The sequence below is a fragment of the Hydrogenispora ethanolica genome (genome assembly GCF_004340685.1).
GTDB classification, from domain to species: Bacteria; Bacillota; UBA4882; order UBA8346; family UBA8346; genus Hydrogenispora; species Hydrogenispora ethanolica.
This window is the reverse complement of record NZ_SLUN01000002.1, coordinates 296,798-309,208: the sequence shown is the minus strand read 5'-3', so window position 1 is coordinate 309,208 and position 12,411 is coordinate 296,798. Positions and strand designations below refer to the sequence as shown.

Below are 12,411 nucleotides of genomic sequence, written 5' to 3'. Positions count from 1 at the left end.
GGGTCACAGCCATAAATTATACCGAACCGCTTTGAAATATGCGTTAATCTGGAGAAAAATACGCGCATGATCTGTTTTACGAATGATATCATCGCCCTTGCCTGGCTGGCATTGCTCATCGGACTCATCCTCGTCAGTTGTTCCCTTCAGGATGACGCGACCGGTTCGCCCGGTTGTCGTCCTCCTAGGAAAAAACCCCGCCCTTGCTGAAGCGGCGGTCGTTGGGGTATTCGGCGACAATGCTATCCCGGAACGTCCGCCATTGATCCTCCTGACCGCTTGCGAGGCAATGTTTCTTATACAGGCCCAGGATTCGGATGGCGGCTTTCCAAGCCAGCGGCTCGCCGCGATCCGCCAACACCCGGAACAGGGGCGGATAGAATATACTCAACTCGGCCCGGAATGCCGCGCTAAATTCTTCTGCCAGCTTCAGCGCCAGGTCCGGGTCATTCGACAGTCCCGTCCAGTGCTCGGTCAGCAAAGCGGCATCTCCTTCATGAGCGGCGCATTGCATCAAAAGCTCCGTCATCCCCCGCTCCGCTAAGAATTTGGCGAGGCGTCGCCAAGCATCGGCCCATGCTCCGGGCAGAGGTTCCAGGATCATTTTCAGCCGGAGGTACTCATGGTAATCCGGCGCCTCGCCAAACTGGGCAAAGCTTAAAACGGCCGCCTGTTTTGGCTCGCCCCTTGCGAGATGAATCCGGATGAGCCGTTCCCGGAAAGCCATCCGGCTCGGTCCGTCCCCGGCTTCCCGCAAGCCGGCCCTCGCGATCCGGAATGCCTGATCGGGATCGCCCTCCAGCAACCGGTCAATCAGCCAAAGCCGGCCGGATTCCATCCCCTGAAGCTCCCCGGCCACTCGATGATGCAGTTCACGATAGCCCGGTTCATCGGGGCAGGTAGCCAACAGCTCGTAAACTGCAACCAATCGCAAAAAATCGCCGGCCACGGCTGCACCGGCCAATTCGGGTAAAAAGGCCGCGGCTTGACCATTTTGGCCTAGATAGGCCCGAATCGCCGCCCGTAGTGCATCCTGGTACTCCCAGAGTTCCGGATCACAGGAATAACCAAATAAGCGGCGGACTAGCGCCAGGCCGGCAATAGCCGATAGGGTGGGTGCCAGTTCGGCCACCAACTGCAACAGCTCCCGGAAACCGGCTTCTAAGACAGGATACTTGCCGGTTTTGAGGGTCGCGATCATTCCGTCCAACAACTCAAGCAATGGCCCGAGCGCCTCGGAATCCCCGGCCCGGAGCCGCTCGCCGATCAATCCGCTGAGATGCTCCAACTTGGCCCATAACTGCCGCGCTCCATCCATCGTAAACTGTGGATAACTGAAGGCCGTCCGGACCAAGTTCATCAAGGCGCGGCTTTCCGCGAAGGCCGGAGAAGCGTCCCGGTCGGGCCAGAATTCGGCGAAACCGGCCGGATCGAGGGTAGCCAGCCGCGTCAGAAACAGCGCCGCCCGTTCCCTATGTTCCAGCAGGTCGTCCAAACGCGGCCGCAGATCGACGAAACGTTCCGGCGCCTCCAGCCAAGCCAGGGCCAGGGCCGCCAAATGCTTGCAAAATCCGCCGTAGGGACAGCTGCATTCACCGCGCGGCCCGCCCTCCGACAGCCAGAGCCTGGCTTTATAGAACGCGGCGGTCCCGGCAATCTTACCCGCCAGCACCGTTCCGAAGCGGAAGGTCTGCAGCACGTGCCCGGCCCCCAGGTAAGTCAAACCCCGGTTGAGGATTTCCGGAGTTGTCAACAATTCCAGATCGGTTTTTGAAAAACTTGACCAATCCATGCCTGACGATCCTTTAAAAAATGATTTCTAGCTTGCTATTTGCTTCAATCCAAGATAGCTACTGGCTTTTCCACAATATACACAACTTATCCACAGAACGAGCCTTGATTTCACTCGTTTTGGGGACATTTCCACAATATCCACAAGTTATCCACAACTTATCCTGTATATAAACAAATCCCAACATGCCAATTATTCCGGCGATTCCTGCATTTTTTATCCACAATTTTATAAACAGAGGTCCGGCTGAGCCGTAATTTCCAGATCGGACGGACCTTCGGACTGAAACCGGAAATATCCGGCGGCGGCGATCATTGCCGCATTGTCGGTACAGAGCGTCAGCGGCGGATAGAGGCAGCGAATGCCGCGCCGTTCGGCCTCGGCCAGACAGACCTGGCGCAACTTGGAATTGGCCGCCACTCCCCCCGAAAGCAGAATGGTCCGGACCCCCAGATCGTCGACCGCCTTAAACAGGCGCGAGGTCAGCTGGGCGACGGCCTGCCGCTGAAAACTGGCGGCCACCCGGGCGGAGTCCACCGCCTCTCCCAATTGTTTCTGGCGGTGCAAATAGTTAATGACTGCGGTCTTGAGACCGCTGAAAGAGAAGTCGTAGTTGCCGCCGAATCCCTTGGGCTGGACAAATTCCAGATCATCGGCCGCTTCCCGGGCGATCCGGTCGATCTGGGGTCCGCCCGGATAACCAAGACCCAATACCCGGGCTACTTTATCAAAGGCCTCTCCGGCGGCGTCATCCCGGGTCCGGCCCAGTATCCGGTAACTGCCCCACTTCTCCAGGTACAACAGATCGGTATGCCCTCCCGAGACTGTCAGGCAAACCAGCGGCGGCTTGACCTCCGGCCGTTCCAAAATATTGGCGTAGATGTGCCCTTCAATATGATTAACCCCGATGAACGGAATCTTTTTCGCCAGGGCCAAGCCCTTGGCAAAAGAGAGCCCTACCAGCAGACTGCCGATTAATCCCGGCCCATAGGTGGCGGCGATTAGGTCGACCTCCTCCAGGGTGATTCCCGCTTCGGCGAGCGCCAGCCGGTAAATAGGGAGCACCGCCTCCAAATGGCAACGGGCGGCAATCTCCGGGACCACCCCGCCGAATTTGGCGTGCTGTTCCAGCTGGGACGAGATGATATTGCTGCGGATGACGGTGCCGTCGGCGATCACCGCCACCGAGGTCTCATCGCACGATGATTCGATTCCTAATGTAATGAATGGTTTCATATGAATTCGATTCCTGGCTTTCTTCGCTAATAATTTGTGGTTCTTCGTTACCCTGTTTTCAAGCTGCTCGCGAGAGCGAGGGACGTTCGGAATTACTCCTAGTCCTGGCTCCCTGGAATTGCGGCAGCGTTACCACAGTTCGCTTTGGCGCTTGCGATACTCCTGATAAGTAAGGACCGGCGTCAGTTCGTCGATGGCCCCGGCCGCCAGGCCAGACCGTCGAATTTGGCTGTTTCCCGGCCCGGCTTGAAACCGAACCGTTTCACCAGCGACAGCCCGTCCGGGGGCAAAAAATGAACTGCAAAGGCGCCGCCGGCCTCGATATACTCCGTCGTCAGGTGCCGCTTGTCCATACCCAGCAGCAACTGCAGTGGGGAATCGGTAATCTGGAAGACGGTGTTGTTGATCATGTCATTGGGATGCCCGTCCCGGATCGCGCTGACCACGAAGAGGCCACAGGGCACCCGGAAGAGCACTTGTTGCAGTTGTTTCACCCGGCGACCGTCCTCCGGAACAGCCGCCGTTTCCTCAAGCGCTTCGAAATACTCCAGCCCGGCACCGCAGACCGGACAGACCTCAGGCGGCTTTTCCCCGTGGCGATATCACCGCAGCCCCCAACACTATTTCTTCACTGGAAGACTTCCCCTCCTCCGAGCCCGAGAGACTTTTTCAAGTTGGCTTCGGTTAATTTATGCAAAATTTGCCCCACATACTCGACCAGTTCGCCCTGGTCCACAAAGAAAGGAATGTGTTCCGCCCCCAGCTGGGCGGCCAATTTTTTCCCCGCTGGCGTATCGTAATCGATATATTCAATCTGTTCCCATAAGCCCTTCTCTTGAAGGACCCGTTTTGCCTTCCGACATTTATCGCACCAATCGGCGCCGACCATCTGAAACATCCGAATTCCCTCCCGTATCTTCACGACCATCGATTACCCTATTCTATGATTGGCACTTTCGATATGCAACGACTTTATCCTGTCGGACCAGGGTTGGCCATCATCCCTTCTTGCGGGCAACGGCTGCTGTTATATTTCGTTTTTTTGCCGTTTTTTCCTTTGAAGTTTACCGAAAATACCGTCCGGATATTCTTTGGCGGTTTCCCGGGGGATAATAAAAAAGCCGCCTCAATAATGAGACGGCGGCAGGTGTTTTCCGATATGTCATGAGCCGAATGACTGGTTACAATTCATTCTCGATAAAGCGTTGCAAGTCGGCGACGGCTTCCCCTTCGTCGCTGCCTTTGGCTTGAATGGTGATCTGATCGCCGCAATACGCGCCCATGGCCAGTACTGACAATAGGCTTTTTCCGTTAAAAGGTTTCCCGGCTTTTAGCACTTGAATCTCCGACTGATATTGGGCGGCTTTTTTCACAAAAAGACTGGCCGGCCTGGCGTGAAGGCCGGATTCATTTTTCAGTTCGACTTGGACTTGAACCATGTTGTTCCTCCTTAAAGTTACGTACGTCATGACTGTCAGCAACATTCTTTCCGGGGCTGAGAAACCGACCATTTCTTCATGGCGCGGTAAAACCCGGTGCCGTTTTCCGGGGGGGCCACTCCGAAATATTCGGCGATGGTGGCCGCGATATCCGATAGCGTCTCCCGGAGGCCCAACGCCATGCCGGATAGGTTCTTTCCGTAAGCTAGCAGCAACGTCTGCTCCCGGGTGTGTTGGCTGTGGCCGATGGTGGGATCATTGCCATGATCGGCCGTGAGCAGTAACAGATCGGTTTCGGTCATTCGTGCCAAAATGTCCCCGAGCGCCCGGTCCACCTCCATAATTTTGGCGGCATACCGTCCCACGTTCTGGGCATGGCCCGCCAGATCGGTCTCCTGCACGGTCGCGGCGATCAGTCCCTCGTCCACTCTGCCCATCTCCTGAAGCATCGTTTCCATGACCAGCCCGGTGGGGACCGCCGGAACTTTATGGGCTCCCACACATTCGATGACGTCCTGCATCTTGCCGATGAGGGTGACCGGAAAGCCGGCCGCTGTCAAAATACTGGCGACCTGGCGGGCCGGATCGACGCCGTGGCCCAAGTGGCGGCATTGGTAACCCACTTGATATACGCCGGACTTGGGACAATTCACTCCGATCAGGCCGTCGCTCCGCTCTTCAATACTGGCCAGAATCCGCTCCGGCGCCACTTGAGCGCCGCCGAGCGCAATCACCCGGTTAACCGCCACGTTCGCCCGGACCAGCCGGCCGATCCGCAACACTTCTTCAAAAGGGATCCGGTCCAGCGGCGCGGTGACGTTATAAATCTGGCCGTAATCCGTCTCGATGTTGTCGGCCACCACCACCCCGCCGTTCACGACCAGGTAAGGGCGGGCCGGGTCGGGCAGTTCCACTTGGTAGCCGCCCGCTTCCAACGCCGTCCGGACCCGGTGAATCACGCTCTTGAAAGGGGCGATAAAAGGCTTTTGGGGCCGCGTCCCCATGATCTCCTGATGTCCCGCGTAGCTGTCGGCGCCAAAATGGGCCAACTTCATCCGGCCGTAAGCCGCCCGGACCTCCGGCGGCGTGGCGAACCGGGGGTGGTTCACAATGCGATTGACGCCCAGCCACTCCAGATTGGGGATGGCGATCGTCTCCGCCTGATCCAGGATATGATAAAAAGTATTGGCGCCCCGGTCCTGAGGGCGGTCCCGCTCTACATCCTCCATGCATCCGACTCCGAGGCTGTCGATTACCAATAATATCACGCGCTGTTTCATGGTGTCGCTTCCTTCGATATCTGTTAACCACAAGGGTTGCTGGTTTTCCTAATCCCTAAGCTAGCGGAGTTTCTTTCCCTGGCTGTCGTAAATGCCGCTGATCCGGGGCGAGCCGCGCTGCACTCCTTCCACCAGGGCCACTTCGCTGCGGGTGACGAAGATCTGGGTTCGAAACGCATAAATGGCGGTATCGCCGACGCGCACTTTCCGGCCGCCGCTGCGCAACGTGCCGTAATAATCGATGGACTCCGGCGCAATCTCCTCGGCCTCCAGCCGGTTGCCGGTCATGGTCATAAAGTCCGTGCCGACCATGGCTTCTTTCACCTGAGAGCGCCGGTAAAAACCGCCTCCCACGGCGTAGGCCTTATCCTGGTAGATGTGGGAGATCTCACTGACATACACCATGGCCGGGAGCTCGGGCTGATCCTGGCAGGCATGGAGCGGCGTGGTCCCGGTGATGGCATGGCCCGGCTCGGCATGGGTGGCTCCCAGCCGGCGCAATAGCGGAAAAGTGCTGGCCATGTTGGCGCTGGGAGTATTGATCTGCTCCAAGGTCAGCCCCAACTCCCGGCGGAGCAGCTCGGCGCCGCGCAAAACCGTGGCGGCGTTCTCGGTCGGTTTCACCCGGCCCTCCGCCGCGTCGTACAGGAAACAAGGAAAGGAGGTCACCCCGGCGACGGCCACCCCGGGCAGGCGCATGATCGCCGCGGCCGTCGGCAACAGCTCGGCCTCAGCGACCCCGCCCAGCTGGCCTTCGTAAATTGTATCCAGCGGCCCCACCACTTTCAGGAGAAGCGCTTGCCGCTTCCCCAACCGTACCGCGGCCTCCGAGATCTCCCGCGCTTTATCGAGGCTGAAGACGGTGACCACTTCCGGTTCAAGGGCCAGGATTTCCGGGATCATCCGGCTGGGGACCTGGACCAGGTGTCCGACATTGCCGATTTGAATGCCGGCCCGGCCGAGGGTGAGCGCCTCCCACGGGTCCACGGCCACGGCCCGTTCGATGCCGGCCTCGGCGATGATCCGGGCCAGATCGGGATTCCGGCCGAGTTGCTTGGTCATCATATAGAGCGTTAATTGCTGGTCCCGCGCCGCCTGGACCAGGAGACGGACATTGGCGCGGATCGCGTCCACGTCAATCAGATAGGTATTGGGAGCAATCTCGCCCGCCCGGTGCAGCTTTACGGCGGTCTCTATCAATCGCGGATTGCGCCGCAAGGTCATTTCCAAAAACATCGCAATCGCTTCCTCCTAATCAACGACTTGGGCCAGGGCTTCGCGCAACACGCGAATCACGGTGTCGGCCCCGGCACGCATCGGATTGATTCGGATCAGCGTGTGGGCCCAGTCCGGATTGGCCTTTAAAAACGTCCCGGAAACCCGGTAGAACATCGCGGCGATCTCATACCGCGACTCGGCCCCCACCGGATAAGGAGCCGCTCCCAGCTTGGCGCTATGGGCCAATACTTTGGGGGCCACCGGCTGTTCCAATTCCACCAGGACCACCCGGGATTGGGCGTTGGCGATCCACGCCGCCTTGACCCCCGGAACCTCTCCCCGGTTCAACCGGGCCACGATCTCCTCTCCCACCCGGGCCTGGATCGCCAGGGCCACCGGGGCATAGACCAGGGCGCGCAGCGCTTCCATGGCTTCCCCGCCTTGGACTTGGCCGCCGCCTGAATAATTCCGATCGCGGATCCGCTCCACCACCGTCCGCGCACCCACCACGCAACCGATCCCGGGAGGGCCCAACAGTTTGAAGAGGGAGAAAGCGCTGGCGTCCGCGCCGAGCTGTGCCCCGATCCGGGGTACCTTCATGACGACGTAATTGTCATCCACCAGAATCATCAGCTCCGGCCGGAGCGTTTTCAGTCGCCGGATCACCTCGCCCAGATCGTAGCGGTCCTCCGGCTGCTGGCGCGAGGATTGGACTAACGCCGCGCCGACGCCGGACAGCTCCTGAGCGTCCAGGCTTGCCAGATCGTTATAGTCGGCCGTAACCGGTTGCAAGCCCATGGCCTCGATGGTCGTCCGGGTGGTGGGATAGACCGGCGCGCGGTGCAACAGGATCCGGCTGCCGCTGGGGACCATCGCATTCAACACGCTGCGGATGGCGCCGGTTCCCGCGCCGCGGACCAAGGCCGCGTCTTCGGCCTCGAAAAACTGGGCGATCACCCGCTCCACCCTGGCGGTGAAAGCGGGCCGGCCGGTCTCCGGCACCAACCCGTAATCGCCGCCCTGCAAGAATTGCGCGCCCTCAAAATTGCGATGAATCAGATCGACCAAGCGAAACTGGAATGCCATTGCCTGTTCCAGATCGATGGCTGGTAACGGATAAACGTTCATGGGAACCTCCTGTCTCATTGCCTGGGCCGGTGGTAATAAAAACCCGAATCCGCTCCAATGTTTCTTGCTCAGACCGATACTCCCAACAAGCGGCGGGGATTCTCCACCAGCAGCGTCTCGATGGCTTCGTCCCCGACCCCGTTCCGGCGCAGAACGGGAAGGAACTCCGCCCAAAGATAGCCGTAGCCGGTGCCGCCGTGCGCCGCCAGATGGGAACGGCGGGTGATATCCTGGGCCAGCACGATCTGGGAGAGATGGCCCCGCTCGATCAACTCCCGGATCAGTTGGGCCCGCCGTTCGTCGCTCTCGTATTTGAGCTTGCCGATAGTGTCAAAGCCCAAAAAACAGCCGAAATCAGCCACCCGCAAGTGATAGTCCAGATCGCAGCGGAGATCCAGGTGGCCGATGACCACTTTGGACAGATCGGTTCCCCATTGCCGCAGCAGTTGCAGTTGTTCAAGGGCCATCGTCCCCAGCGTGGTGTGGGTGAAGATCGGCCGTCCCGTCTCCCGGTGCGCCCGCGCGGCGGCGGCAAACACCTTGCGCTCGGCCGGAGCGATCTCGTCCCGGCTAGTGCCGATCTCCCCAATGACGTGGGCCTTGACCCCGGTGTCGGCGATGCCTTCCAGGATCTCCCGCCGCATTATCTCCGCCAGCTCCCGTTCGCCGAGGTCATGGACCTCCGGCGGGAGAAAAGGTTCCTTGTAAAAGCCGGTGCTGACCATGACCCGGATGCCTGAGGCCTCCGACAGCTGCCGCAGCAACCGGGCGTCCCGGCCCATACCCCGGTTGGTCACCTCGACCAGCGCGTCGATCCCTTGCCGTTTCAGCACCCGGAGTTCGGCGGCGACCAGCTCGGGAGCGTTCAGATCGGCGTCCGGATCATGCTTGTGAGCCGAAAGATCGATCCGCAAGTGTTCATGAATGTATGTCCTGCCCAGATCGGCGGCGCGGATCGGACCGGTCGCCGTCTCCAACCATTGCTCTGTCTTATTCATGGATTAAATAAACCCCTTATCTTCTGCCTGATAGCCGTCACGGAAATATTGGGTGAATACCTCCGGCGCCGGGTACAGCGGCTGGAGCAGTTCGCCCAGCTTGATCACGGCCCGTCCGGCGGCCACTCCCGGGCGTCCGAGCAGCAACAATCCAGCGGCCAATTCACCCGCGGGCAGCGCCACGGCGGTGGCGTCGACCAAGTTGGCGACTTTCAGCAAATACTTGCCGGATTGCTGCTGGAGCCGCGCGCCTGTCGATCCCCACTGGCCCAAAACCGAATCGCCGGTCCCTTCGAGTTCCACCGGGCCTTCCATCGTCAGCACGACGTCAACGTCTTCCCTGAACAGCTCCTGGCAAAAAGCGATCAACGGGTTACGCTCGGCCGTTGCGGGGAATTCCCGCTCCGTCCAGGTTACCCGGTCGCTCAGGGCCGCCCTGACCTTTTCGAGCATCTGCCGCATATCTCGGCCGTCCGGCAAGGCGGCCGAACCGCGTTTGGGGAGCGCCACCACGATCCGTTGGGCATCCAACTCCCCGGAACTCAACGGCGGGATCCCGGTCAACTCCGCAATGGCCTTTTGGCAAAGCTCATAGCGGTTCGCGATCACTCCCAAGCCCGGCAAAAAGGGAATCCGGTCGGTCGATACCCGGGCGATGTCGCCCTTCAGACCCAAGCCCTTGGCCATGATGGCATAGAGCCCGGTGCTGAGCGCCGGGGCCAGCACCGAGCCGCCGCCGTCGGTCCCGATGGCCAAATCGTTGAGGCCTTTGAGAATATGGACGCACGAAGCGCTGGAAGACCCGGTCATTACCCGCCCGGTCAGCGGATTGACCAGGTCGGTATCGATGGCCCGGCCCCGCTCGGCCATTTTATCCACCGTATGAAAAAGCCATCCCGGGAGAGCCCGCAGCCGTTCCACCAGCGCGGCGCCGATCTGGGCGGTATTTTTGACCCCGAACGGCACCAGGGTTCCGGCGGGGTTCTCCCGCAGGAAGCCGGCGGCTTCGTCCAGCACTTCCCGGCGGTGATAGACGACGCTCCGGCCCCGCAATTCCCCGGCCCGTAGCGCGGCCTTGGAGATCTTCAGCATCTGCAGCAAGGCATTGACGGATGTATTTTCCATGGACTGCTTCCCTCTTATCGTCCTCCAGCCGAGGTCAACCTCGGCTGGAGGTTAGCCTGTTTTCTGGTTTCCCGTTCCCAACGAAAAACAACCGATGATGAACTACGCCGGCGGAGTAAACAGCCCGAGCAGCGCCAGCAGATTGATGAGGACTCCGACCAGAATGGCGGCGATGGGACCGACCGCCATCCGCACCACCGGTTTTCCGGCGATCTCATTTAAAATATAAAGCCCGATGACCATATAAAATCCAATGCCCGGGGCCATGGCGTTGGCGGCGTTCATCCCGCCGACCAGGAGCGCCACTTCCAGCAGCTTGGACATGGCGTTCCGGATATTCTCCCCGGAACGGCGCATGCCGGGGAATTTGTCCAGGAATCCGGCCACCTTTTCCAGAAGCAATACTTCCAGCCCGATGCAGACCGCTCCCAGGACGGCGGCGAGCCAGGGATTCCCCACGAACAGGGCGATGGCAAAGACAAAAGTCATGCCGACCGGGCCGTAAACGCCGGTGGCGATGGCGGTGGAGGCGATCAGCGGGATGAACCCGATCCCCCGGGCCAGGGCGGCAAAACCGGCATCCAGATATTTGCCCTCTTTCATCAGGTTCAAGGAGATGGGATCGCCGGCCATGATATGATAAGCGGCGGCGCCGGCGATCAGCGCTCCCATCACCATCAGGAGCGGAGCATTGGCCTTGATCCGCTTGACCCGTTCGCTGAAGAGCGACGCCAGATCGACCGCTGTTTCATCGGATTTTTCGCGCATGGCGAAGACGATCAGGATGATCATGCCGACGATCAGCGCGGCGCCTTCGGGATTGATGGTGATGGCGGCCGTTCCTATCTTGATGGGCCCGATCACCACGGCCAGCTGCCGCGCCAGCAGCGAGATGACCAGGGTGAAAAGCCCTTTTTTGACGCCGTATTGATAACCCGTGGCCAATGCGGGGAAGGCTGCGAAGGCGATCACGATCGGCGCGCCCACCTGGCCGAGGCTGCCCATGAAGTTCACCGGCAGAAGCTTAAAGGCATTGACCACGCCTTCCAATCCCACCAGAATGCCGATGCCGTAAAGGGCGCCGACCACCCCGGCGATAACCAAGCCTTTTTTGCCGTCGGGCGAAAAGGTTCCAATAATGTCCGTTCCCAACAAGATGCAGTGGATCAACAGAATGCTCGCAGTCAACGAAAAGGGGATCCCGAAACCGATGACCAGTCCAAAACACATGGCAAACGAGGTGGCGGCCAGCTCTTTCCGGCTCATTCTGCCCTCGGCGTGCTCGGGGAGGATGGGGCGCAAGCCGTCGTTAAACACGGCAATCTCTTTATTGGCCATAATGGCGGCCAACGCGCCAATCAAGGCGATCAGAATGAATTTCATCATTACCCTCCTTTGTTACTCCATCTTTTGCAATAGAACTATGAAAGGTTTTATCCCTTGGCTTGCAACACTTCCCTGACGATATGGGTCACCGCTTTTTCATAATGATCGCCGGTGAAGCCGAAAGCAACCCTCCCTTCCGCGACCGCCCGGGCGATCTCCGCTTCCTGGGGCGGCTTTCCGGGCATGGAAACAATGGCGCATTTGGCGCGGGTAAGCAGCGCCATGGCCATGCTCAAGGCACCGCCGCCGCCCGTGTGGCAGGCTCCCAGATAATAGTCGGCCTTGCCGGCCTTGACATCCGCGGCGGCCTGCAGGTCGCTTTTGATCTCCACCTGAATTTGGTCTCCCCCGAGTTCTCTGACGAGCCGGGCGATATTCTCCTTTTCGATCTGGCCGCCGATCACTACCTTAACCATGTTTCACTTCCTCCCGTCCATTTTTTTGGCTACTAAAACGCACGCGTGGAGCGTAATGTAGTTCTGTTCCGCTTCCGGAATGGCGATCCCCAGCCGCCGTTCCAAGCCCCGGTAAAGCTCGGGCAGCTCATGGTAGGCCGGGATGCCGGCCAGCTCTTCCAGGGCGGCCTCATCCAGCCCCGCCACGGCTTCGCCCCGGCAGATCCGGGCCAGCGCCATGGCCAGATGGGTGATGAACATGGCGGCGTTATCCTCGGCCAGCTCCAGCCCGAACCGCTCCTCCAGCGCCTTGGCAAAAGCGACGACCGCGCCCTGAATCGGCTCGTCGATCTCCCCCGCCGCCAACAGAATCGCCAGCCTTTGTTGCAACAATAAGTCCATCCTCAGGCCCTC

Annotated in this window: 13 protein-coding genes and 1 pseudogene; all 14 read right to left on the bottom strand. The window is 59.8% G+C overall.

Annotated features, from left to right (window positions below; translation table 11 throughout):
- Positions 1-184: 184 nt before the first annotated feature.
- The 14 genes and pseudogenes from EDC14_RS03000 to EDC14_RS02940 all read right to left on the bottom strand — a co-directional run bounded on the left by EDC14_RS03000 (position 185) and on the right by EDC14_RS02940 (position 12,399).
- Positions 185-1,792: an SWIM zinc finger family protein gene (locus tag EDC14_RS03000; RefSeq protein WP_132012689.1), complete on the bottom strand. Its 1,608-nt coding sequence runs from the start codon at positions 1,790-1,792 to the stop codon at positions 185-187.
- A 228-nt stretch (positions 1,793-2,020) separates the two neighbouring features.
- The gene (gene tsaD, locus EDC14_RS02995; RefSeq protein ID WP_132012688.1) at positions 2,021-3,028 is read right to left on the bottom strand and encodes a tRNA (adenosine(37)-N6)-threonylcarbamoyltransferase complex transferase subunit TsaD; all 1,008 of its coding nucleotides are present in this window, start codon (positions 3,026-3,028) and stop codon (positions 2,021-2,023) included.
- Between the two features lie 182 nt (positions 3,029-3,210).
- Complete coding sequence (locus EDC14_RS02990) at positions 3,211-3,522, bottom strand: flavin reductase family protein (protein WP_165907752.1); 312 nt, start codon at positions 3,520-3,522, stop codon at positions 3,211-3,213.
- Positions 3,523-3,567: 45 nt separating this feature from the next.
- Positions 3,568-3,621 (bottom strand): annotated as a pseudogene (locus tag EDC14_RS27715) (rubredoxin-like domain-containing protein); the annotation flags it as partial.
- 35 nt (positions 3,622-3,656) lie between these two features.
- On the bottom strand, positions 3,657-3,926 hold the full coding sequence (locus tag EDC14_RS02985) for a glutathione S-transferase N-terminal domain-containing protein (protein ID WP_132012686.1): 270 nt from the start codon (positions 3,924-3,926) through the stop codon (positions 3,657-3,659).
- A gap of 283 nt (positions 3,927-4,209) precedes the next feature.
- Entirely contained in the window at positions 4,210-4,467 is a 258-nt protein-coding gene (locus EDC14_RS02980) for an HPr family phosphocarrier protein (protein WP_132012685.1), read from the bottom strand.
- Positions 4,468-4,502: 35 nt separating this feature from the next.
- Entirely contained in the window at positions 4,503-5,747 is a 1,245-nt protein-coding gene (locus EDC14_RS02975; RefSeq protein WP_132012684.1) for a phosphopentomutase, read from the bottom strand.
- Between the two features lie 60 nt (positions 5,748-5,807).
- Complete coding sequence (locus tag EDC14_RS02970; RefSeq protein ID WP_132012683.1) at positions 5,808-6,983, bottom strand: YhfX family PLP-dependent enzyme; 1,176 nt, start codon at positions 6,981-6,983, stop codon at positions 5,808-5,810.
- Between the two features lie 15 nt (positions 6,984-6,998).
- Positions 6,999-8,093, bottom strand: coding sequence for an aminotransferase class V-fold PLP-dependent enzyme (locus tag EDC14_RS02965; protein ID WP_132012682.1), 1,095 nt, complete (start codon positions 8,091-8,093; stop codon positions 6,999-7,001).
- Positions 8,094-8,161: 68 nt separating this feature from the next.
- Positions 8,162-9,091, bottom strand: coding sequence for a phosphotriesterase family protein (locus tag EDC14_RS02960; protein ID WP_132012681.1), 930 nt, complete (start codon positions 9,089-9,091; stop codon positions 8,162-8,164).
- Positions 9,092-9,094: 3 nt separating this feature from the next.
- On the bottom strand, positions 9,095-10,216 hold the full coding sequence (locus EDC14_RS02955; protein WP_132012680.1) for an amidase: 1,122 nt from the start codon (positions 10,214-10,216) through the stop codon (positions 9,095-9,097).
- A gap of 102 nt (positions 10,217-10,318) precedes the next feature.
- Complete coding sequence (locus EDC14_RS02950; protein WP_132012679.1) at positions 10,319-11,599, bottom strand: YhfT family protein; 1,281 nt, start codon at positions 11,597-11,599, stop codon at positions 10,319-10,321.
- Between the two features lie 50 nt (positions 11,600-11,649).
- Complete coding sequence (locus tag EDC14_RS02945; protein WP_132012678.1) at positions 11,650-12,018, bottom strand: DUF2620 domain-containing protein; 369 nt, start codon at positions 12,016-12,018, stop codon at positions 11,650-11,652.
- Positions 12,019-12,021: 3 nt separating this feature from the next.
- Positions 12,022-12,399 carry a PRD domain-containing protein gene (locus EDC14_RS02940; RefSeq protein WP_132012677.1) on the bottom strand — a complete coding sequence of 126 codons (378 nt, stop codon included), beginning with the start codon at positions 12,397-12,399 and terminating at the stop codon, positions 12,022-12,024.
- Between the last annotated feature and the right edge of the window lie 12 nt (positions 12,400-12,411).

Coding starts and splice junctions, on each gene's coding strand:
- EDC14_RS03000 (WP_132012689.1), bottom strand. CDS start 1,792: ATGGATTGGTCAAGTTTTTCAAAAACCGATCTGGAATTGTTGACAACT.
- tsaD (WP_132012688.1), bottom strand. CDS start 3,028: ATGAAACCATTCATTACATTAGGAATCGAATCATCGTGCGATGAGACC.
- EDC14_RS02985 (WP_132012686.1), bottom strand. CDS start 3,926: ATGTTTCAGATGGTCGGCGCCGATTGGTGCGATAAATGTCGGAAGGCA.
- EDC14_RS02980 (WP_132012685.1), bottom strand. CDS start 4,467: ATGGTTCAAGTCCAAGTCGAACTGAAAAATGAATCCGGCCTTCACGCC.
- EDC14_RS02975 (WP_132012684.1), bottom strand. CDS start 5,747: ATGAAACAGCGCGTGATATTATTGGTAATCGACAGCCTCGGAGTCGGA.
- EDC14_RS02970 (WP_132012683.1), bottom strand. CDS start 6,983: ATGTTTTTGGAAATGACCTTGCGGCGCAATCCGCGATTGATAGAGACC.
- EDC14_RS02965 (WP_132012682.1), bottom strand. CDS start 8,093: ATGAACGTTTATCCGTTACCAGCCATCGATCTGGAACAGGCAATGGCA.
- EDC14_RS02960 (WP_132012681.1), bottom strand. CDS start 9,091: ATGAATAAGACAGAGCAATGGTTGGAGACGGCGACCGGTCCGATCCGC.
- EDC14_RS02955 (WP_132012680.1), bottom strand. CDS start 10,216: ATGGAAAATACATCCGTCAATGCCTTGCTGCAGATGCTGAAGATCTCC.
- EDC14_RS02950 (WP_132012679.1), bottom strand. CDS start 11,599: ATGAAATTCATTCTGATCGCCTTGATTGGCGCGTTGGCCGCCATTATG.
- EDC14_RS02945 (WP_132012678.1), bottom strand. CDS start 12,018: ATGGTTAAGGTAGTGATCGGCGGCCAGATCGAAAAGGAGAATATCGCC.
- EDC14_RS02940 (WP_132012677.1), bottom strand. CDS start 12,399: ATGGACTTATTGTTGCAACAAAGGCTGGCGATTCTGTTGGCGGCGGGG.